The organism is Streptomyces roseirectus (assembly GCF_014489635.1).
Classification (GTDB): domain Bacteria; phylum Actinomycetota; class Actinomycetes; order Streptomycetales; family Streptomycetaceae; genus Streptomyces; species Streptomyces roseirectus.
On record NZ_CP060828.1, the window covers coordinates 9,703,021 to 9,724,791 of the forward strand.

Below are 21,771 nucleotides of genomic sequence, written 5' to 3' on the forward strand. Positions count from 1 at the left end.
GAGAGCCCCTTGCACGCGCACGAGAAGCCGGACCGGCCGACCCCAAAGGCACCGCGCCGCGCACAGCAGACGGACGCGGGCCCGGCGAGCCCGGGGGCGAGGCTCCTGACGGCGACCGTCCTCGGCGCGCTGCAACGCAGCGTCGGCAACGCCGCCGTGAGCCGGATGGTCACCGGCCAGGAGGCACCGGTGCAGCGCTCGTCCGCCCACCGGGTGCTCGCCTCCCCGGGCAAACCGCTCGACGAACCCGTCCGCGCCGACATGGAGTCCCGCCTCGGGCACGACTTCTCCGACGTCCGGCTGCACACCGGCGAGGCCGCGCGGCGCTCGGCGGCGGAACTCGGCGCACGCGCCTGGACCTCGGGCAACCACGTCGTGATCGGCAAGGGCGGCGGCGACCCGCACACGCTCGCGCACGAGCTGACGCACGTCGTCCAGCAGCGCCGGGGCCCCGTCTCCGGCACCGACAACGGCTCCGGCCTGTCCGTCTCCGACCCCTCGGACCGCTTCGAACGCGAGGCCGAGGCGACGGCCAGGCGCGTGATGTCCCGCCCGGCCGGCGAACCGGCGGCGGCCCCAACCGCGCAGGCCGACCACGGCCACGCCCACCACGCCCACGCCCACGGGGCGTCCGTGCAGCGCATGGAGGGCTTCGAGACGGAGATGGACAAGCGGATCAGGGACCGGCTCGGCCAGAAACTCGCCGGTGACACGAACGTCGCCGAGAGCGAGCGGGAGGACTTCACGGTCGTCTCCGACAGCCGGAGCCTGGTCGGCGGCGGCTCGTACTCCAACATCGAGTTCGTCTCCGGCGCCGTCCAGGTCGTGGGCACCAAGAAGGACGCCGGTCCCGACGAACTCGACCGGATCGTCGACGAGATGAAACGCGTCCGCGACTCCTTCTACGACGCCGTCGACGGCACGACCCTCGCGGAGGCCACCGTCGACCTGAAGATCCTGCCCGGCGGCGAGGGCGTGACCCTCAGCAGCCAGGGCTACAACGAGACGGCCGGACGGCCGGGCCGGGGCGACGGGCTCTACGTCCAGTACACGATCGGTGTGCCGCTCGCCGGCGTCCCTCTGATGTTCGACCACTACCGCGCCGAGGCCCCGCCCGTCGAGCAGGCACCCCTGCCCCGCGCCCTGTTCCGGCTGAACCAGGCCAAGCCGTTCGCGGAGGCCGAGGTGGCCAAGTTCGACAACTCGGCCGCCGGCAAGAAGCGCAACCGCGACGAGACCGAGACCGACTCCCTGAACGGCTTCCTCCAGCTCTACTTCACCCAGGTCGCCGCGATGGCCGACTACGTCGCGCAGCCCCAGGACCGGGGCCAGATCAAGAACCAGACCATCTTCCTGTCCCGCTCGAAACTCACCGACGCCTACCAGCTCCTGCCCGCCTACGCGCGGGACTACCTCCGCAGGAACAACAACCACATCGTCACCCGCCTGTCGACGTTCCAGGAGAAGACCGAGGTCGAGGGCGAGAGCCTGTCCTTCCTCGACAACGCCACCCGCCAGGTCGGCGAACTCGCCGAGGTGAGCCTGGAGACCTTCGCGCGGTCCGCCCTGCGCGGCGAGCCCGAGATCTCCCAGCAGCAGGTCTTCGGCGGCATGAACGAGATCGCCCCCCACGACGTCGAGGGCACCAAGGTCATCCCCATGGAGATCCGCGCCATCGGCAACTACTTCAAGACCTGGGACGAACTCAAGGCCGAACTCCGCAAGATCGCCGGCTGGGCCCAGGAGGGCTACGAACGCGACCAGGAGGTCGGCGGCTCGGGAGCCAGTAAACGCTGACAGCCGCGCGCCTCCGCCGGCGAAAGTGGCGCGAAAGTCGCGGGTATGCTTTCGTTTCCGCTTCACTGGCGAGGGATGAGGGCAGGCGACCGTGCCGGACAACCGATCAGAAGACCCCGCGGACGAGCCGAAGCCGGGGGACGGCGGCCCCGCCGCGGTCACGATCGCCTACATCGCCGAGTCCGCCGGGGTCTCGGTGCCCACGGTGTCCAAGGTCCTCAACGGCCGCACCGGCGTGTCGGACGAGACCAGGGCCCGGGTCGAGGAGCTGATCCGCCGGTACGGGTACCGCAAGCCGCCGAAGAACCGCAGCAATCTCGTGGAACTGGTGTTCCGCGAGATGGAGAGCATGTGGGCGGTGGAGATCATCCGGGGCGTGGAGCGGGCGGCGCGCAGGAACCGGGTCGGGGTCCTGGTGTCGGAACTCGGCCTCCAGGACGAGCCGGTCAGGACCATCGACGACACCCTGGGCCGGCGCCCGCAGTGCGTCCTGTCGGTGGCGTGGCTGTCGGAGGAGGAGCGGGACCAGCTCACCGCGAAGGGCATCCCGTTCGTCGTCTTCGACCCGAACCGGGAACTGCCCGACGGCGTCCCCTTCGTCGGCGCGACGAACTTCCGGGGCGGCCGGGCCGCGACCCGCCACCTGCTCGGACTCGGCCACCGCCGGATCGCGATGATCTCCGGCCCCGACCACCCCTTCTGCCTCGCGCGGACGGCCGGCTACACCTCGGCGCTGATCGAGGCCGGCGTGCCGGTGGAGCCCGAGCTGATGGCCAAGGCGCAGCTCACCCGCGAGGACGGCCGCACGGCGGCCCACGGCCTGCTCTCCCGCCCCGACCGGCCCACCGCGATCTTCGCCGCCAACGACATGCAGGCCCTCGGCGTCTACAAGGCCGCCCACGAACTCGGTCTGCGCATCCCGGACGACCTGAGCGTGGTCGGCTTCGACGACGTCCCCGCCGTCGCCTGGGTGGAACCGCCCCTGACGACCGTCCACCAGCCCCTCGCGGAGATGGCCGTGGCCGCGACGGAACTCGCGCTGGCGCTGGGGCGCGGCGACGACGTGCCGCAGGTCGGCGTGGAGATCGCCACCAGGCTCACCGTCCGCGAGAGCACGGCCCCGCCGAAGAGCTGAGCCCCGGACGCGGCCGGGCGCCCGGGGCCGACAGGCACGGTCAGACGACGGTCCCCGTCACCGAGCCCCCGTTCCTGGTCACGAGGTACGTCACGGTGGCCCCGCTCCAGAAGTGGAAGACGAGCGTGGCCTGTTGGCCGTCCCGCAGCGAGGTGAGGAAGTCGGAGGTCAGCAGGAGCCCGTTGCCCGCGTAGTCCGGGCGGAAGGACACGTTGAACTCCTGGTAGGGGGTCCAGTTGACCGGCCCGGCGTTGCCGCCGTCCGCGTAGGTGGCCGACATGGTCGCGAGCTGGTCACCCCGGTACTGGGTGGGCACGGTGAGACCACTGGTGGAGCCGTTCGCGCTGCTCAGCACGGGACGGTCGTAGGTGGTGACGTGGATCTGCCAGGGCCGCCCGGCGTTGAAGCGGGCCTCGATCGTGGCGTTGATCCCGTAGGCGCGGTTGCCGGCGAGACGGGTGAGGGCGGAGGCGGTGAGGGTGAGTTGGCTGCCGGAGACGGTGTAGTCCCGGCCCTGGACGAGCCGGGTGCCGCCCTGCCAAAGGCCCCGGAAACTCAGGCCGTTGAGGTTCAGGGTGAGCGTCTTGGCGGTGATCGCCGAGGACTTCGCGAGGAAGACCCGGTCCGAGGAGGCGGTGCCCGAGCGGGTCGTCCAGCTGGACTTGACGGCGGCGAACAGCGCGGGGTCGGACCACCGGAGCGTCGTCCGGTCGAGGAACGCGAAGGTGCCCGGGTCCCACAGGGCCGTCGTCACCCCGGCGCTTCGGGCGTCGTGGCCCAGCTGCTCGAAGAACTTGAGCGCTTCGCCCCGCTCGATGCGCGGCGGGTGGTTGGTGTCGGGGTAGGCCAGCAGGCCGTACTCACCGAGGTAGACGGGGATGCCCCGGGAGGTGAACGTGGCGCGGACGCGGGCGAAGTGGTCGCGCATGTCGGCCTGCGAGGTCGCGTCGAACGTCGTGCCGCCGGCGACGTTCACGCTGAACGGGTAGTAGCCGTAGTAGTGCACGGTCGGCACGAGGTTGGTGTCGTTGCGCGCCCGCATCCAGGCGTCCAGCGCGTCGAGGAAGATCTGCCCGGAGTTGGTGTGCAGCGTGGGCACCACGAGCAGCCGGGTCGCGTTGCCGCCGCCGGACTGCCGCACCAGCGTGTGGAACGCGGTGTTCAGCTCGTCGTTGTACTGGATGCCCTGCGCGTCGGTCGTGTTGTTGAACTGCGGCTCGTTGTTGCTCTCGAACAGCAGCGACGCCGGGTGGTCGCGGAACGCCGCGGCGATCTGCGTCCAGGTGGCCTTGAAGCGGGCCAGCACGTTGTCGTGGTCGGCGGGCATCGTCGAGATCCACTGCCACGAGTCGTGGTGCACGTTCAGCACGACGTACAGGCCGTCGGCCAGCGCCATGTCGACGACCTCCTTGACGCGGTTCATCCACGCCCCGTCGATCGTGTACGGCGCCGAAGCCGACTGGTGCCCGTTCCAGGTGACGGGGATCCGCACGCTGCGGAAGCCCTGCGCCTTGACGGTGTCGAACACGGCCTTGGTGACCTTCGGGTTGCCCCACGACGTCTCGTCCGGGATGGCGTCCAGGGTGTTGCCCAGGTTCCAGCTCGGCTGCATGGCCGCGACCGTCTCCATCGGCGTCGCGGCGCGCTGCGGGGAGCCTTCGCGGTCCGGCGCTGCGGAGGCGGCCACGCTGGTCACCCCGAGCAGGGTGACCAGCGCCAGCAGCAGCCCGAGCAGCCGGCGGGTGAGGTGGTGCGTTCCTCTCATCACTGACCCTTCTGTCGTCGGGCGGGGGATTCGCCCGTGGGGAGACGGTGGTCCAGGCGCAGCAGCACCGCCGACGGCGCCGTCGGCAGCGTCAGGGAGAGCAGGGCCGCGTCCGGGTCCCAGCCGGCGTCCGCGCGGCTCGCGGCCGGGTACAGGACGTCGACGGGGACCGGACGGCCCTGGAGGTGGGGGAGGGGGAGCGAGACGGTGGCCTCGGTACCGGGGCGGCGCCACACGGTGACGTAGGTGGTGGCGGGGGTGCGCAGCGCCAGGGCCAGCCAGGGGTCGTCCCAGGCCGGCAGGCCCAGCGGCCAGGCGGGGACGGCGTGGGGGAGGTCGGCGCGGATCGACTTGTACACGGCGACGGCCTCGTGGACCAGGGCGCCGGCCTCCGGGCCCAGCTCCGGGAGCAGACCGGAGAGGTGGATGCGGCCCAGGAGGGAGTTGGCCATGGTGAAGGCCACCTCGTCCGGGGAGTCCGTGGGGAGCGGGTAGGACCAGACGGCGCCCTGCTCGGGCGTGACGGCGGTGGGCGCCGAGGCGGCGATGGGCGCGTACAGCTGGAGGTTCTGCTGGTCGCTGGTGGACTGGAGCTGGAGCCGGGACAGCAGCGCGTGGTCCCAGCGCATGCCGCCCGACGAGCAGTTCTCCAGCACCAGGCCCGGGTGCCGGTCGAGGACGCCGTCGAGCCAGTCGAGGTGGGCGCGGTTGTGGCCCAGCAGCCCGGCGCCGGGGGTCTCCCCGGGGTGGGCGCTGGTCCCGGAACCCGGGTCGATGTTGTGGTCCAGCTTGAGATAGCCGACGCCCCACTCACCGACCAGACGGTCCACGACCTCGTCCAGGTGCGCGCGGGCGGCCGGATGACGCAGGTCCAGATGGTGCCGTCGGGTCTCCGTGACCCGGACCCCGTCGCGGCGGAAGAACGCCTCGTCCGGCAGGGACTTCGCCATGGGGCTGCGGACGCCGATCACCTCCGGCTCCAGCCACAGGCCCGGCACCATCCCGCGCTCGCGGATCCGGTCCAGCACCTCGTGGATCCCGCGCTCGCCGGGGAAGCGCGAGGCGGCGGGCTCCCAGGCGCCCACACTGTCCCACCAGCCGCCGTTCTCCCCGTCGTACCAGCCCGCGTCGATCACGAAGTACTCGGCGCCAGCCTCGGCCGCCGCGTCGATCAGCGGCAGCAGCTTCTCCGTCGTGGGGTCGCCCATCAGGCAGTTCATGTAGTCGTTGAAGACGACCGGCAGCCGCTCGTGGTCCGGGTGCGGACGGCGCGCCGCGCGCCGGTAGCGGGTGAGCGCGGCGAACGCCTCGTCAGGGCCGCCGTCCTCGCTGAGGGCGAGCGCGGCGGGGACGGTGGTGAACTCGGCGCCCGGCTCCAGCGGGTGCCGCCAGCCGTGGTGGGTGTCGGTCGGGCCGTGCAGGGCGAGGTAGGCGAGCGTGTCGCGCTCACCGCACTCCCCGTGCCAGCCACCGCCGTTGTGCTCGATCTGCCACACCCACGTACGCCCCTGCTGCCGGTCCGTCAGCCCGCCCATGGGCAGCCGCCCGCAGCTCGACCACACACCCCGCCCGGTGAGCGTGAACTCACCCTTGCCGTTGTCGTAGCGGACCCCGCCGGACAGGGCCGGCGACAGGGCCGGCGAGGTCTCCCGCATCGCCCGGCGCTGCCAGCGGCACTCGGCGACCCAGCCGTTCTCCGCCCACAGCAGGTCCGCCGCGTCGATGGCGTCGGTGAGACACCCCACGACCAGCGACGACACCGACTCCAGGTGCAGCGTGTCCGTGCCCTCGTTGCGCAGCCGCACCTCCGAGCGCAGCACGGGCACCCCGTCGGGCGAACGCCAGTCGACCTCCGCGACGAGCCCCGTGACGGGATCGTCGAGGACGACGACGAGGACGTGCCAGTCGCCGTCGCGGCTCACCCGGTGCGTCCGGTACCGCAGCCGTCCGCCGAGGTACGTGTCGATCAGCCGACCGCCGGACCAGGCGCGGCCGTGGCCCGCCGCCGTCACCTCGACCAGCGGCAGCGGGGGCCAGCCGGGCGGCACACCCCCGGCGGCACCGAGCCGCGTCAGGCGCGGGACGCCGTCCTCGTCGATGCCGATCTCGGCCTCCAGCGCCGGGTGGCCCCAGCGGAGGGTCTGCGGTGTCATGGGTTCCTTTCGGTGGGGGGGAGTTCAGGGAAGGCGCAGGACGGCGGCGCCGCCTGCCGGGAGCACGGACACGGTGGTGCCCGTGAGGAGGTCGTGGCCGGGTTTGGGCAGCGGGACCGGCTCGGCGCGGTGGTTGACCAGGAAGCGCCAGCGGCGGCCGTCCGGGGCGTGCCGGGTGACGGCCTCGACGTGCGCGGGCAGCCCCGGCAGCTCGGGCCCTGCGCCCGCCTCGCGCAGCAGCCGGGCGAACAGGGCGCCGTAGCCGGCGTCGTCGAGGCGGGTCGACACGTACCAGGCGTGCCCCGCGCCGAACCCGTGCCGGGTGACGGCGGGGCGGCCGGCGAGCATGCCGTGCGTGTACGCGGCGACCGCCTCGGCGCCCTCCGCGCGCAGGGACTCGCTCCACGCCGTGCCGTGCGAACCGTCGGACAGGGCGACGCGCTCGGCCCGGCGCAGCGGCCGGTACTCCTCGACCCGCACCCCCAGCGCCTCCCGCAGCGGCGCCGCCGGATAGCCGCCGAGGCGGGCGTGCAGACGGTCGTCGACGTACCCGCTCGCGTGCTGGACCAGCAGCGTCCCGCCGCCGGCGACGTAGTCCCGCAGGCCCGCTGCGCCGGCGTCGGACAGGAGGAACAGGGCCGGGGCGACGACGAGCCGGTAGCGGCTCAGCGCGTGCGCGGGGTGCGCGAAGTCGGCCGTCACCCCGGCGTCCCACAGCACGCGGTGCGCGCGGGCCAGCGACCCGTGGTAGTCGAGTTCCGCCGACGGCAGCCCGTCCACGCCGAGCGCCCACCAGGCGTCCGGATCGTGCAGGACCGCCACCTCGGCGCGCACCGTCGACCCCGCCAGCTCGGCCAGCCGGGCGACCGCCTCGCCGGTCTCGGTCACCTCGCGGAAGATCCGGCTGTCGGGTCCCGCGTGCGGGACCATCGCCGAGTGCCAGGTCTCGGAGCCCGCCTTCGACTGCCGCCACTGGAAGAAGAGGGCGCCCTCCGAACCGCGCGCGATATGCCCGAGGGTGTGGCGCAGGACGTCCCCGGGGTCCTTGGCGAGGACCCGGTCCCCGTCGTACACGGTGCTGGTGCCCTGCTCCATCAGCAGCCACGGCCGCCCGCCGCCCAGCGAGCGGGCGCGGTCCGCGTGGAAGGCGACGTCGGCCGCCGCGTCCAGCCCCGGGGCGCCCGGGTACTGGTCGACGCTGACGACGTCCAGCTCACGTGCGAGGTCCCACAGGTTCAGGTTCTGGTAGCCCGGCAGCATCAGGTTCGTCGTCACCGGCCGGTCGCTGTGCGCGCGGATCGCGTCGCGCTGCTCGCGGTAGGCGGCGACCACCACGTCCGACCAGAAGCGCCGGAAGTCCAGGTGCCGGCCGGGGTTTCCGTGCCAGTTCGTGGCGCGCGGCGGCAGCACCTGCTCCCAGGAGCCGTACCGCTGGCTCCAGAACGCCGTCCCCCACGCCTCGTTGAGGGCGTCGAGGGAGCCGTGCCGCTCCCGCAGCCACACCCGGAACGCGGCGGCCGTGTGGTCGCAGTAACAGAGGGTGGCGTACTCGTTGTGGACGTGCCACAGCGCGACGGCGGGATGGTCGCCGTAACGCCGGGCGAGGGCCCCGGCGATGTCGCGGGCCGCCTTCCGGTAGGCGGGCGCGGTCAGGCAGTAGGTGTCCCGGCTGCCGTGGGTGAGGCGGGTGCCGTCGGGCCGGACCGTCAGGGCGTCGGGGTGGGCCAGGGTGAACCACGGCGGCGGCGAGGCGGTGGGCGTGGCCAGGTCGACGCGCACACCGGCCGCGTGCAGCCGCTCCAGGTGGGCGTCCAGCCACGCGAAGTCGTAGCGCCCCTCCTCCGGCTCCAGCAGGGCCCAGGAGAACACGCCGACCGTGACCAGGTTGACCCCGGCCCGGCGCATCAGCTCGTCGTCCTCCTTCCACACCGGCTCGTCCCACTGCTCGGGGTTGTAGTCACCGCCGAAGGCGAGGCCGCCCAGACGGTCGGTCAGACTGCGCGAGGTCATGACGGGTTCACCCCTTGATCGCGCCCGTCAGCACCCCGGTACGGAAGTGCTTCTGGACGAACGGATAGACGACCAGCAGCGGCACGAGCGTCAGCACGACCACCGCCATCTGCAAGGACAACGGCGCGGTCTGCGCGCTCTCGGAGCCGAACCCGGAGTTGACCGAACCCGGCAGCCCCACACCCCGGTTGACATAGGTCAGCAGCACGTACTGCAACGGCCACTTCGCGCTCTCGGTCGGCAGGTAGAGCATCACGTTGAAGAAGGAGTTCCAGTAGCCGACCCCGTAGAACAGCGCGATCACCGCCGTCACCGCGCGCGAGGTGGGCAGGACGACCGACCACAGGATCCGCCAGTCGCCCGCGCCGTCCATCCGCGCCGCGTCGATCAGCTCGCCCGACGTCGACGAGTAGAACGAGCGCAGAACCAGGACGTTGAACACGGACACGGCGCTCGGCAGGATCAGCGCCCAGTACTGGTTGTAGCCGCCGAGCCCGGTGACCACCAGGAACGTCGGGATCATGCCGCCGCCGACGAACATCGTGACGATCAGCAGGAGCAGGACCCAGCGGTGCCCGAACGACCTCGGCCGCGACAGGCCGTAGGCGCACAGCACCGACACCACCATCGACAGCGCGGTGCCGACCGCCGTGATGCCGAGGCTCACCAGCAGCGCGGTCCGCACCGTCGGGTCGCCCAGCATCTCCCGGTACGCCTGCAGACTCAGCCCGTCGGGCCAGATCACCAGACCGCCCGCGCGGTTCACCGCGCCGGGGGAGGAGACGCTGGTGAGGGCGACGATCCACAGCGGGACCAGCACCACCGCCAGCACTCCGCCCAGCGTCAGCCCCTTCGCCGCCTGCCCGACGGCCGTCGGCGGCTCCTCCCACACGGGACGGCCACCGCGCCCGCCGTGCCGCAGGCCCGGGGACACGGGGCGGCGCGCGGCCCGGGAACGTTCGATCGTGGACGCGTTCGTCATCGCCGGTACAACCCGTCCTCCCCGAAGGCGTGCGCCAGCTTGTTGGCGCCCCAGATGAGCAGCAGCGAGATGACGCTCTTGAAGAGGCCGGCCGCCGCCCCGTAGCTGTAGTCGTTGGTCGCGATGCCGTAGTAGAAGGCGAAGGTGTCCAGGACGTCGGCCGCGTCATGGCCGACCGCCGCGCGCTGGATCAGGAACTGCTCGAACCCCACCGACAGGGCGTTGCCCAGGCGCAGCACCAGCATCAGGACGATGACCCCGCGCAGCCCCGGCAGCGTGATGTGCCACATCCGCCGCCACCGCCCGGCGCCGTCGGCCGCCGCAGCCTCGTACATCTCGGAGTTGATCGCGCTCAGCGCGGCGAGGAAGACGATGATCCCCCAGCCCGCCTCCTTCCACACCGCCTGAGAGGTGACCAGCAGCGCGAACGTGTCCGGGTCGGTCATGATGTCCCAGGTCCCGATGGAGTGGTCGCGCAGGAACTGGTTGAGCATGCCCGCCCCGCCCAGCATCTGCTGGAAGACCGTGATGGTCAGCACCCACGAGAAGAAGTGCGGCAGGTAGACGACCGACTGGAACAGGTTGCGGATCCGTTCGCTGACCACGGTGTTCAGCAGCAGCGCCAGCGCGATCGGCACCGGGAAGAACAGGATCAGCTGGACGAAGCTCAGGTACAGCGTGTTCTTCAGGGCCTGCCAGAACACCGGGTCGTCCAGCAGCCGCCGGAACTGCTCCAGGCCCGCCCAGTCGCTGTACCGCACCCCGATCAGCGGGTCGTAGTACTGGAACGCCGTGACGATCCCGAAGAGCGGCACGTAGTTGAAGACCAGCAGCAGCGCGACCGCCGGCACCGTCATGAGCAGCAGCGTCCGGTCGCGGCGCAGCCTGACCAGCCGGCCCGCCCGCTCGCCGCGCCGGGACCGGTCCGTGCTCACTGACCGGTCCCGTACTTGTCGAGGACGTTCTCGGTCATCCAGCGCTTCAGCCGCTCACCGCTGCCCGACCGCCAGCCGTCGATGGCGGCCCGCACCTCCGACACCTTCTTCTTGCCGCGCGTGCAGTCGTTGACGGCGTCGTCCACGGACTGCGCGGCCAGCGCCGTCGAGATGTCCTGCGGCATGCCGATGTTCATGTTCCAGAACACCGGCTTGTAGAGCGCCTTCACATTGGCCGCCTGGAACGCCGCGAAGTCCCGGGTGACGACGTCCGCGCCCTGGTTGCTGATCACCGACGAGGGCTGGACGAGGAACCCGTACGTCGTCGGCTGGACGAACTTCTTGCCGTCCTCCGTCGCCGTCGGCACCCCGTCCACCATCGTGTGGTGGACGCCCTCGACGCCATAGTTGACCATCGTGTACTCGCGCGATCCGTACGGGGCGGCCAAGTAGTCGGCGACCGCGAGCAGTTCCTCGATCTGGGCGGGCTTCAGACGGGCGTTGAGGTAGCTGACGATGCTGGTGGAGGCGCCCATGAAGGTGCTGGGGCGGCTCTTGCCGTCGGCGGCGAAGATGTTGAACGCGCCGCGCCGGTAGTTCTTGTCGGCGGCGGTGCCCGACTGGTGGTCGGCGAGGTTCCAGGCGCCGGTGCCGCCGCCCACGATCAGGACCTTCCCGGAGTAGAAACGGGTGTCCGAGGGGGTGTTGGCGAGCGCGTCCGGGTGCATGTAGCCGGCCTTCGCGAGCCGGTGGTGCCAGTCCAGCGCCTCCAGGAACTGCGGCAGCTCGAACTTGTGGACCAGCTCGCCGTCCACGATCCGCCACGTCGGCGGGACGTCCCAGAACGAGAAGAGGTACGTCCACACCTGGTCGAAGGCCCACACCCCGCGCCTGGCGTCGGTGAGTTCCTTGCCCAGGTTCATCATGTCGTCGGCGGACGTCACGTCGTCCGCGGTGATCCCCCTCGACTCCAGGATGTCGCGGCGGTGGAAGACCGTGCCGGCGATCGAGAACCGGGTGGAGCCGCCCGGCAGGCCGTACAGCTTGTCGCCCCAGGCGCCGGCCTGCCAGGCGCCGGTGGGGATCGCGGCCAGGTTGGGATACCTCCTGACCTTGTCGCCGGACAGGTACGGGGTGAGGTCCGCGAGCTGGGTACCCGCCAGGCGGCCCAGGTTGAAGTTGGCGTTCCACCAGGTCGGGAGCTGGATCCAGTCCGGCAGCCGCTTGGCGGCCGTCATCGTCGGGACGATCGTCGCGTAGTTGTTGCCGTCCGCCGGCTTGATCGTCAGATCGACGCCGAGGGCCTTGTTCATCGCCCGGTAGAAGGAGTTCCCGGGCGGCGGCACGGTGCCCCACAGGGGCGTGACCGCCGTGTACGACCCACCCCTGCCGGGGACGCCGGAGACCGTGACCGGGCGTTCGGCGGGGTAGCGCAGGAACGCCGGGTCGGTGGCCGCGTCGGGGGCGCCCGACACCGAGGGGATGTCCGGCCTGAGGGACGTGCTGGGCACATACGCCGGCAGCGCAGCCTTCAGCCCCGCCCGCGTGTTGGACCCCGTCTGCTTCCCGCCGCCGCCCCCGCACGCCGACAGCACCGGAGCCAGCGCCACGCTCCCGGCCACGGCGGCGGCCTTCCCGACGAACGTTCTCCGGCTCGGTTCCTCGGTCATGACGGCCCTTCTCCCTCACGTGTCGAAGCGCTTCACTTGGCCGCGAACGCTAATGACATGTTTCGTGCGAAACAAGATGCCGTAACCCTAGAAAGTTTCTTCCGCCCGGACCGTTGACAGCACGTACGCCCGGTGGCAGCGTCGAAGCGCTTCAACAACACGACGGCGCGAAGACGGCCTGACCCCGGCCGCCTCCGCGCCACCTACCGCCCTCCGGGGCGGCCCCGCTACTCCTGCGCCTTGCCTCCCGTCACCCGGGACAGCGCCAGCGCGATGAGGATGATCGCGCCGTTGAGCGCGCCGATCCACTGGGCGGGGACCCCGGCGAGGGTGAGGACGTTCTGGATGAGGAAGAGGAGGAGGACGCCGGTGAAGGCGCCGAAGACGCTGCCCCTGCCGCCGTTGAGACTGATGCCGCCGATGACGGCGGCGGCGAACACCGTGAAGATGTAGCCGTTGCCCTGCGCCGAGGCGACCGAGGCGAGCCGGCCCGACAGGAGGAGGCCGCTCAGCGCCGCCAGCAGGCTCGCGACGACGATGACCGTCCACAGGACCCGGTCCGTACGGATCCCGGCCGCCTTCGCCGCGTCGACGTTCCCCCCGATCGCGTACAGGGAACGCCCGAAGCTGGTGAAGCCGAGGACGACGATCCCGACGGCGAACAGGGCCAGGCACACCCACACCGACGCCGGCATCCCCAGCCACTGGGCTGTCCCCAGGTAGAGCATCGACCCCGGCAGCTGGAAGAACGTCTGCCCGCCCGAGATCCCCGTGAGGATCCCGCGCAGCACGATCAGCATCCCCAGGGTCACGATGAACCCGTTCAGCCCGAACCGGATGATGAACAGCGCGTTGACCACGCCGACCAGCAGACCGACGGCCAGCGTGACCGGCACCGCCCACCCGCCCGGCAGCAGCCCGAGCCCGTGCGTGGCGCCCGCCGGCACCGTGAGCCAGGCCGCGACACCGGGCGCGAGCCCCACCGTCGACTCCAGAGAGAGGTCCATCTTCTTGACGATCAGCACCAGCGTCTGCGCCAGCACCAGGACCGCCACCTCCGACATCGTCTGGAGGATGTTGATCAGGTTGTCCACCTGAAGGAACACGGGGTTGACGAGCTGCCCCACGATCGCGATGACGACGATCGCGGGGACGAGGGCGAAGTCACGCAGCCGGGCCAGCGCGATCCCGCGCCCGCCCGCGTCGAGAGCGCCCGGCGTGGCCGCCGTCTCAGACATCGAGGTCCACTCCTTCCATCGCGGCCACCAGTTCGTGGTCGTGCCAGCCGCTGGTCTTCTCGGCGACCACACGGCCCTGGAACATCACCAGCACCCGGTCGCACATCCGCAGGTCGTCGAGTTCGTCGGAGGCGATGAGCACCCCGGTGCCCGACTCGGCGGTCTCCTCGACCTTGCCGAGCAGGAACTCCTTGGACCGCACGTCGACACCGGCGGTCGGATTGATGAGCACCAGCACCCGGGGGTCACTGGCGAGCGCACGGGCCATGACGACCTTCTGCTGGTTGCCCCCGGACAGCCCCGACACCTCAAGGCCGGGACCCGGCGTCTTGATCGCCAGGTTCGCGATCATCTCCTCGGCGAGCGCGTCGCGCCTGCGGCGGTCGATGAAACCGCGCCGCCCGAGCTGCCCCGGGATCGTCAGCGTCCCGTTGTCCGCGATGGACATCCCCGGCACGTACCCCTGGTGGTGCCGGTCCTGCGGGACGAACCCGACGCCCGCCCGCAGCGCCGCCGGCACACTGCCCGGCCGGGGCCGCACGCCCGCGACCTCCACCGTCCCGGCGTCCGCGCCGCGCAGCCCCGCCACGGTCTCCGCCAGCTCCGTGCGCCCGCTGCTCGCGGCGCCGGCCAGCCCCACGATCTCGCCCGCGCGGACCGTGAACGACACGCCGTCGTAGGCGCCCGCCAGAGCGGCACCGTCCACCGCGAGGACCGCCGGCGCCGAGGGGTCCGCCGCACGCGCGCGTCCCCGGGCGCTCTCCGCCGCGCCGTCACCCGTCATCGCGGCGACGAGTTCGGCGCGCGGCAGGCCGGCGACGGGCGCGGTGAGGATGTGCCGGGCGTCGCGGAACACCGTCACCGTGTCGCAGATCTCGTAGATCTCCTGGAGGTGATGGCTGATGAACAGGAAGGTGACGCCCTGCTCCTGGAGGTCCCGGATCCGCCCGAACAGCCGGCTGATCGCCGCCGCGTCGAGCTGCGCGGTCGGCTCGTCGAGGATGATGAACCGGGCCCCGAAGGACAGCGCCCGCGCGATCTCCACGAACTGCCGCTGCTCGACGTCGAGTTCACCGGCCGGGGTGCGGACGTCGACGTCGACCGACCAGGTCCGCAGCAGGTCGCGGGCCCGGGTGCGCAGGGTCCGCCAGTCGATCAGACCGGCCCGGCCCCGGGCGTGGCGGCCCAGGAACAGGTTCTCCGCGACCGTCAGTTGGGGGATGATCGTCGACTTCTGGTAGACGCAGGCGACCCGGCGCCGCCAGGCGTCCCGGTCGGCGAGACGGGGCGCCGGCTCGCCGCCGAAGGTCACCGTGCCGGCGTCGGGGGCCTGGAGGCCGGTGAGGACCGACACCAGCGTCGACTTCCCGGCGCCGTTGCGGCCCACCAGCGCGTGCGTCTGGCCCGGTTCGACGGTGATCCGCGCGCCGTCGAGCGCGACCGTGGAGCCGAACCGCTTCGTGATCCCCGCCGCCTCGGCGACGGGCACAGCAGCAACCATGTCCGCGTACCGCCTTCCGGTCAGCCGAGGTTGTTGCCCCACAGGGACGGGTCGTCGCTGCGGACGCTGGGCACACCGCCGTAGGTGCCGCCGTCGGCGGTCACGAGCGGGGCGTTCAGCTGGTCCTCCAGCACGCCGTCACGGACCTGGATGATCGTGCTGTCGTGGTCCGTGGGGCCGGGCTTGAACGTCTTGCCGTCGATCGCCGCCTTCAGGTAGTGCAGCGCGTACTGGGCGTACAGGTCGGCCGGCTGCGAGACCGTGGCGTCGATCTGGCCGGCGGCGATGTCCTTCAGCTCCTCGGGGATGCCGTCGTTCGACACCACGAAGACGTGCTCGGGATCCTTCGGGCCGACCAGCAGGCCCTTCTGCTTCAGCACCTGGAGCGTCCCGGCGAGCGCGAAACTGGACTGCATGTAGACGCCCTTGATGTCCGGGTGCGCGGTCAGGTCCGTCTGGAGCTTCTGCGCGGCGACGGCGCCGTCCCAGTTCGTGGCCTCCCCGAACACCCTGATGCCGGGGTAGTTCTTCTTCATGCAGGCGTTGAACGCCTCCGTGCGGTCACGGCCGTTGATCGAGGAGAGGTCGCCCTGCAGCATGACGACCTTGCCCTTGCCGCCCAGCTTCGTCCCGAGGTACCGGCACGCCTTCTCGCCGTACGCCCGGTTGTCCGCCCGCACCACCATGTAGACCTTGCCGGTGTCCGGGCGGGTGTCCACGGTCACCACGGGGATCTTCTTCGCCGCCATCTGCGCCAGCGTCGGCGCGATCGCCGCGGTGTCCTGCGGGGCCATCGCCACGCCCTTGACGCCCTGGCTGATGAACGTCTGCGCGTTGGCGGTCAGTTTCGCGACGTCGTTCTGCGAGTTGGTGGTCTTCAGGTCGAGGCCCAGCTTCTTGGCGTACTCGGGCGTGTACTTGATGTAGGAGTTCCAGAAGTCGGTGTCGGACCGGGGGTAGTCGACCCCCACCAGACCCTCGCCGCCCGCCCCGGCCGACGAGCCGGAACTCTGGCAGGCGGTGAGCACGGAGACCGACAAGGCGGCGAGCGCGCCGAAACAGGCGTACCGGATGCGTCCGAGCGTCATTGCTCTTCTCCTTGGTGCGGGGGAGGGGAAAGGGGAAGGGGCGAGGCCGGGCGGGGGAGGCCCGCCGCGCTCACGGCGTGGCCGCCTCCCGCCACACCGGCCCGTCCGGATACCGGTGCGCGGCGATCGAGGCGGGGTGCAGCTCGGCGCCGAGACCCGGCGTCGTGGGGGCGAGGTAGCGGCCGTCGCGGAGGCGGACCGGGGCCGTGAAGTGCTCGTGCAGGTGGTCGACGTACTCGATGACACGGTCGTCGGTGGTGCCGCTGACGGCGACGTAGTCGAACATCGCGAGGTGCTGGACCATCTCGCACAGCCCGACGCCGCCCGCGTGCGGGCAGACGGGGACGCCGAACTTGGCGGCCAGCAGGAGCACGGCCACGTTCTCGGTGACGCCGGCGGTCCGGCTGGCGTCGAGCTGGAGGACGTCGAGGGCGCGGGCCTGGAGGAGCTGCTTGAACATCACCTGGTTGTGGGTGTGTTCACCCGTGGCGACCTTGATCGGCGCGAGCGCCGCGCGGACGACGGCGTGGCCGAGGATGTCGTCCGGCGAGGTCGGCTCCTCGATCCAGTACGGGTCGTAGGGGGCGAGCGCCCGCATCCAGTCGATGGCCTGCCGCACCCCCCACGCCTGGTTCGCGTCGACCGCGATCCGGACGTCAGGACCGACCGCCGCCCGCGCGAGCCGCATACGGCGCACGTCCGTGTCGAGGTCGGCGCCGACCTTCAGCTTGATCAGGGAAAACCCCTCGACGACGGCCTCCTTGGACAGGCGCACCAGCTTCTCGTCGTCGTAACCGAGCCAGCCGGGTGTCGTCGTGTACGCCGGATAGCCCCGGTCGAGCAGCCGCGCGGTGCGCTCGGCGCGGCCGGGCTCGGCGCGGCGCAGGATGTCCAGCGCCTCCTCGCGGGTCAGCGCGTCCTCCAGGTACCGGAAGTCCACCAGGTCGACCAGTTGCTCCGGGGACAGCTCGGACAGCAGACGCCACACCGGCTTGCCGGTCCGGCGCCCGTACAGGTCCCACACGGCGTTGACGATCGCCGCCGCGGCCATGTGGACGGCGCCCTTCTCCGGCCCCAGCCAGCGCAGTTGGCTGTCACCGGTCAGCCGCCGGGAGAACGCGCCGAGGTCACCCAGCACCTCCTCCACCGGGAGCCCCACCACCAGCGGGGCCAGCGCGCGCACGGCGGCGACCTCGACCTCGTTCCCGCGCCCCACCGTGAACGCGAGCCCGTGCCCCTCGCCCCCGCCGCTGGTGCGGACCGTCACATACGCGGCCGAGTAGTCGGGTTCGGGGTTCATCGCGTCGGAGCCGTCGAGATGCAGCGAGGTCGGGAACCGGACGTCGACCGCCTCGACGGCGCTGATCAGTTCAGACATGGGATGAATTTAAGGACCCTTTCCGAGTAGGTGTCCATACCTACGGCGAAACAAACTCCTTGACCCTCCCGCACCTTCCGTATCCATGGGATGTATTGCTACCGTGCCGCTGCCGCACATCCGTCCTGGCACCCGTCCCGTGAGCCGTCCGACCCGCAGAGGAAACCCCGTGAAAGTACGCCTGGCCTACGGGCGTTCGGGCCTCGACATCGACGTGGACCCGCACACCGCGACCGTCGTCGAACCCGTCCACCACACGGCGGCCCCCGACCAACGGGCGGCCCTGCGCGCGGCCCTGCGCACCCCGGTCGCCGGCCCCCCGCTGCGCGAACGCGTCCGACCCGGGCAGACGGTGGCGATCTCGGCCTGCGACGGCACCCGCCCCCAGCCGCGCCGCCTCATGATCCCGGCCGTCCTCGACGAACTCGACGGCATCGTCCGCCCCGAGGACGTCGTCGTCCTCGTCGCCACCGGCACCCACCGCGGCAACACCGACACCGAACTGCGCGCGATGTTCGGCGACGACGTCGTCGACACCGTACGGATCGTCAACCACGACGCCCGCGACGCCGGGCAGCTGACCTGGATGGGCACCTACGGCAACCGGGTCCCGGTGTGGCTCAACCGGGAGTGGGCCGAGGCGGACGTCCGCATCACCACCGGCTTCGTCGAACCCCACTTCTTCGCGGGCTTCTCGGGCGGCCCCAAACTCGTCGCCCCCGGCCTCGCCGCCCTGGAGACCGTCCTCGTCCTGCACGACGCCGCCCGCATCGGCGACCCGCGCGCCACCTGGGGCGTCCTGCACGGCAACCCGGTCCACGACGACGTCCGCGCCATCGCCGAGGCCACCGGCGTCACCTTCGCGCTGGACGTCGTCCTCAACCGCGACAAGGACATCGTGGCCGCGTTCGGCGGCGACCTGCCGGCGATGCACGCGGCGGCCACCGCGACCGCCCGCCGCACGGCGATGCGCCCCGTGAAAGCCCCGTTCGACGTCGTCGTCACCACCAACTCCGGCTTCCCGCTGGACCAGAACCTCTACCAGGCCGTCAAAGGCATGTCCGCCGCCTACCAGGTGGTCCGCCCCGGCGGGACGATCGTCTGCGCCGCCGAGTGCCGCGACGGCTTCCCCGACCACGGCTCCTACCGCGAGGTCCTGGCCTCCGCCGCCTCCCCGCAGGCCCTCTTCGACGCCATCACCGCCCGCACCGAGACCGTGCCCGACCAGTGGCAGGTGCAGATCCAGGCCCGCATCCAGTCCGGCAGCCGCGTCGTCATGCACACCGGGTTCCTCAGCGACGCCGACCTCGCGAGCGCCCACCTGGAACAGACCCACGACATCTCGGCCACCGTCGCCGACGCCCTCGCCGCGGCCGGGCCCGGCGCCCGGGTGTGCGTCCTGCCCGAAGGCCCCCAGACGATCCCCTACCTCGACGGAGGCCGCCCGTGAACGAGGTGCTGAACCTCGGCTACGCCCGCGTCGACCTCGACCGCGAATCCCGCCAGGGCCTGCCCGAGGTCGTGTACGGGCCCGGCAAGACACCGGAGCAGATCACCGGGATCGTCACCGGACTGCTCGCCCACAACACGGGCCCGGTCCTGGTCACCCGCGTCACGCCGGACACCGCCGAGACCGTGCTGGCGACCGTCGCGGGCGGCACCTACGACGCCGAGGCCCGGCTGCTGCTGTGGCGGCCGGCCCCCACCGGCCCGTTCTCCGTCCTCGTCGCCGCCGCCGGGACGTCCGACCGGCCCGTCGCCGCCGAGGCCGTCGCCGTCGCCACCGCCGTCGGACTCGACACCGACGCCGTGCACGACGTCGGGGTGGCCGGGCTCGACCGGCTCCTCCAGGTCCGGGGCCGGCTCCAGGGCGCGGACGCGGTGATCGTCGTCGCCGGGATGGAGGGCGCCCTCGCCAGCGTCGTCGGCGGCCTGGTGCGCGCGCCGGTCGTCGCCGTGCCCGTCTCCACCGGCTACGGGGCCTCACTCGAAGGGGTCACCGCGCTCCTCGCGATGCACGCGTCCTGCGCCGCAGGGGTGAGCGTGGTGAACATCGACTCCGGGTTCTCAGCGGCGATGGCCGTGCACCGGATCGCCCAGGCCGCCCTGCCCGGAAAGTCCCCGGACCACGGAGGCTCCTGGTGATCTGCTGGATCAACCCCTTCACCGGCCTCGCCGGAGACATGCTGCTGGCCGCGCTCATCGACGCCGGAGCACCCCTGGACCGCGTCCGCGCCTCGATCGCCGCGACCGGCCTGACCGGCTGGGACCTCACCGCCGACCGCGTCACCGACCACGGCCTCACCGCGACCAGCGTCCACGTCCGCGTCACCGACCCCCACACCGAGCGCCGCGCCGCCGAGGTGATCGCCCTCGCCTCCCGGGCCGCCCCCGACCCCGTCGCCGCCCTCGCCGTCGGCGCGCTGACCGCCGTCGCCGAGGCGGAGGGCCGGCTGCACGGCGCCGACCCCGGCACCGTCCACCTCCACGAACTCGGCGGCCACGACACCCTCGTCGACGTCGTCGGCACCGCCGCCGCCCTGCACGCCCTCGGCGTCACCGACGTCGTCAGCGCACCCCTGCCGCTCGGCCCGGGACGGATCGACGCCGCGCACGGCGTCCTGCCCTGCCCCGCCCCCGCGACCCTCGCGCTGCTGGCCGGCGCCGTCGTCACCGGCACCGACCTGCCCGGCGAGACGGTCACCCCGACCGCCGCCGCGCTCCTGCACGCCACCCGCGCCCGGTACGGGCCGCCCCCGCCCATGTCCCTCGGCCGCACGGGCTACGGCGCCGGCACCCGCCGCCTGCCCGACCGGCCCAACGTCACCGCCGTCACCCTCGGCGAGGCGGCCCACGCCGGGGACCAGGACGTCGTCGTCCTGGAGACCAACCTCGACGACGTCACCGGCGAAGTCCTCGGCCACACCATCAGCCGCGCCCTGGCGGCCGGGGCCCTCGACGCCTGGGCCACGCCCGCCGTGATGAAGAAGGGCCGCCCCGCCCAGATCCTGCACGTCCTCACCACCCCCGAGCACGAACAGGCCCTGCGCCACCTCGTCCTCGCCGAGACCGGTACCCTCGGCGTCCGCCGCCTCACCGCGACCCGCACCGTGCTGCCGCGCCGGTTCGAGACCGTCGACGTCGACGGGCACCCCGTCCGGATCAAACACGGACCCCACCGGGCCAAGCCCGAGCACGACGACCTGGTGGCCGCCGCGAACCGGCTGGGGCTGCCGCTGCGGGAGGTGGCCGACCGGGCGCTGCGGATCGGCGGACAGCCGGAGCAGCCTCAGTCGAAGGAAGCCGATGGAGACTGAACCTCAGGAGCGGCGCCTGCTCGACCGCATGGGCGCGATCGGGCCGGTCGCCGTCGCCTACTCGGGCGGCGTCGACTCCGCGCTCGTCCTCGCCGCCGCCGTCCGTGCCCTCGGGGCGGAGCGGGTCGTGGCCGTCACCGCCGTGTCCGAGAGCCTGGCGGCGGGCGAACTGCCCCGGGCCGCGCGGCTCGCCGAGAGCCTGGGCGTGCTCCACCTGACCCCGCGCACCGGGGAACTGTCCCGCCCCGGCTACCGGGCCAACGGGCGCGATCGCTGCTACTTCTGCAAGTCCGAGGTCCTGGACACCATCATGGCCCTCGCCCGCGCGCACGGCTACGGCCAGGTCGCCACCGGGACCAACGCGGACGACGCCCGCGACCCCCACCGCCCCGGCATCCGGGCCGGTCACGAGCGCGGCGTCCACACCCCGCTCCTCGACACCGGCCTCGACAAGGCGGCCGTCCGCCGGATCAGCAGGGCCTGGGCGCTGCCGACGTGGGACAAGCCCGCGACGCCCTGCCTGGCCAGCCGGATCCGCTACGGCATCGAGGTCACCCCGCACCGGCTCGCCCGCGTCGACCGCGCCGAGACCGCCGTCCGCGCGCTCCTTGCCGACGCCGGTCTGGCCGTCACGGACCTGAGGGTCCGTGACCTGGGGGACACCGTCCGTCTGGAGGTCGACCCGGCGCTGGTCGACCGCGTCGCCGCGCATCCCGGGATTCCCCGGGCGATGACCGGCGCGGGCTTCGACGGGGTGCCGCACCGGGTGGAAGCGTTCCGGTCGGGGCGGCTGAACGAGTAG

General features: G+C 72.3%; 16 protein-coding genes. 6 read left to right on the forward strand and 10 right to left on the reverse strand.

Annotated elements, in window-relative coordinates; genetic code table 11:
• Nucleotides 1-9 precede the first annotated feature (9 nt).
• The gene (locus IAG44_RS41820; RefSeq protein ID WP_425508506.1) at nt 10-1,797 is read left to right on the forward strand and encodes an eCIS core domain-containing protein; all 1,788 of its coding nucleotides are present in this window, start codon (nt 10-12) and stop codon (nt 1,795-1,797) included.
• A gap of 91 nt (nt 1,798-1,888) precedes the next feature.
• Complete coding sequence (locus IAG44_RS41825; RefSeq protein ID WP_187752226.1) at nt 1,889-2,932, forward strand: LacI family DNA-binding transcriptional regulator; 1,044 nt, start codon at nt 1,889-1,891, stop codon at nt 2,930-2,932.
• 40 nt (nt 2,933-2,972) lie between these two features.
• Here IAG44_RS41825 and IAG44_RS41830 read toward each other — a convergent pair whose 3' ends face one another.
• The 10 genes from IAG44_RS41830 to IAG44_RS41875 form a co-directional block, all read right to left on the reverse strand.
• Nucleotides 2,973-4,697 carry a cellulase family glycosylhydrolase gene (locus IAG44_RS41830; RefSeq protein WP_187752227.1) on the reverse strand — a complete coding sequence of 575 codons (1,725 nt, stop codon included), beginning with the start codon at nt 4,695-4,697 and terminating at the stop codon, nt 2,973-2,975.
• On the reverse strand, nt 4,697-6,850 hold the full coding sequence (locus IAG44_RS41835; protein WP_187752228.1) for a glycoside hydrolase family 36 protein: 2,154 nt from the start codon (nt 6,848-6,850) through the stop codon (nt 4,697-4,699). The genes IAG44_RS41830 and IAG44_RS41835 overlap by 1 nt, the downstream gene beginning before the upstream one ends.
• Nucleotides 6,851-6,874: 24 nt before the next feature.
• Nucleotides 6,875-8,860 (reverse strand): beta-galactosidase, encoded by a 1,986-nt coding sequence (locus tag IAG44_RS41840; protein WP_187752229.1) that lies wholly within the window; start codon nt 8,858-8,860, stop codon nt 6,875-6,877.
• A 7-nt stretch (nt 8,861-8,867) separates the two neighbouring features.
• Nucleotides 8,868-9,842: a carbohydrate ABC transporter permease gene (locus IAG44_RS41845; protein WP_187752230.1), complete on the reverse strand. Its 975-nt coding sequence runs from the start codon at nt 9,840-9,842 to the stop codon at nt 8,868-8,870.
• Complete coding sequence (locus tag IAG44_RS41850; RefSeq protein ID WP_246563086.1) at nt 9,839-10,777, reverse strand: ABC transporter permease; 939 nt, start codon at nt 10,775-10,777, stop codon at nt 9,839-9,841. Before IAG44_RS41850 ends, IAG44_RS41845 begins: the two co-directional genes overlap by 4 nt.
• Nucleotides 10,774-12,447 carry a type 2 periplasmic-binding domain-containing protein gene (locus IAG44_RS41855; RefSeq protein WP_187752231.1) on the reverse strand — a complete coding sequence of 558 codons (1,674 nt, stop codon included), beginning with the start codon at nt 12,445-12,447 and terminating at the stop codon, nt 10,774-10,776. The genes IAG44_RS41850 and IAG44_RS41855 overlap by 4 nt, the downstream gene beginning before the upstream one ends.
• 227 nt (nt 12,448-12,674) lie before the next feature.
• Nucleotides 12,675-13,685, reverse strand: coding sequence for an ABC transporter permease (locus IAG44_RS41860; protein WP_187752232.1), 1,011 nt, complete (start codon nt 13,683-13,685; stop codon nt 12,675-12,677).
• Nucleotides 13,678-15,186, reverse strand: coding sequence for a sugar ABC transporter ATP-binding protein (locus IAG44_RS41865; protein ID WP_187752233.1), 1,509 nt, complete (start codon nt 15,184-15,186; stop codon nt 13,678-13,680). Before IAG44_RS41865 ends, IAG44_RS41860 begins: the two co-directional genes overlap by 8 nt.
• A 20-nt stretch (nt 15,187-15,206) precedes the next feature.
• A complete protein-coding gene (locus IAG44_RS41870; protein ID WP_187752234.1) occupies nt 15,207-16,274 on the reverse strand; it encodes a sugar ABC transporter substrate-binding protein in 1,068 nt (355 codons plus the stop codon).
• A 70-nt stretch (nt 16,275-16,344) separates the two neighbouring features.
• Entirely contained in the window at nt 16,345-17,652 is a 1,308-nt protein-coding gene (locus IAG44_RS41875; protein WP_187752235.1) for an enolase C-terminal domain-like protein, read from the reverse strand.
• 169 nt (nt 17,653-17,821) lie between these two features.
• Here IAG44_RS41875 and larA point away from each other — a divergent pair, with 169 nt between their 5' ends.
• Genes larA through larE form a run of 4 tightly spaced genes read left to right on the forward strand, consistent with a single transcriptional unit; the run spans nt 17,822 to nt 21,771 of the window.
• The gene (gene larA, locus IAG44_RS41880) at nt 17,822-19,102 is read left to right on the forward strand and encodes a nickel-dependent lactate racemase (RefSeq protein ID WP_187752236.1); all 1,281 of its coding nucleotides are present in this window, start codon (nt 17,822-17,824) and stop codon (nt 19,100-19,102) included.
• Nucleotides 19,099-19,797 (forward strand): nickel pincer cofactor biosynthesis protein LarB, encoded by a 699-nt coding sequence (larB, locus tag IAG44_RS41885; RefSeq protein WP_187752237.1) that lies wholly within the window; start codon nt 19,099-19,101, stop codon nt 19,795-19,797. Before larA ends, larB begins: the two co-directional genes overlap by 4 nt.
• Nucleotides 19,794-20,969 (forward strand): nickel pincer cofactor biosynthesis protein LarC, encoded by a 1,176-nt coding sequence (gene larC / locus IAG44_RS41890; RefSeq protein WP_187752238.1) that lies wholly within the window; start codon nt 19,794-19,796, stop codon nt 20,967-20,969. The genes larB and larC overlap by 4 nt, the downstream gene beginning before the upstream one ends.
• Entirely contained in the window at nt 20,959-21,771 is an 813-nt protein-coding gene (larE, locus tag IAG44_RS41895; RefSeq protein ID WP_187752239.1) for an ATP-dependent sacrificial sulfur transferase LarE, read from the forward strand. The genes larC and larE overlap by 11 nt, the downstream gene beginning before the upstream one ends.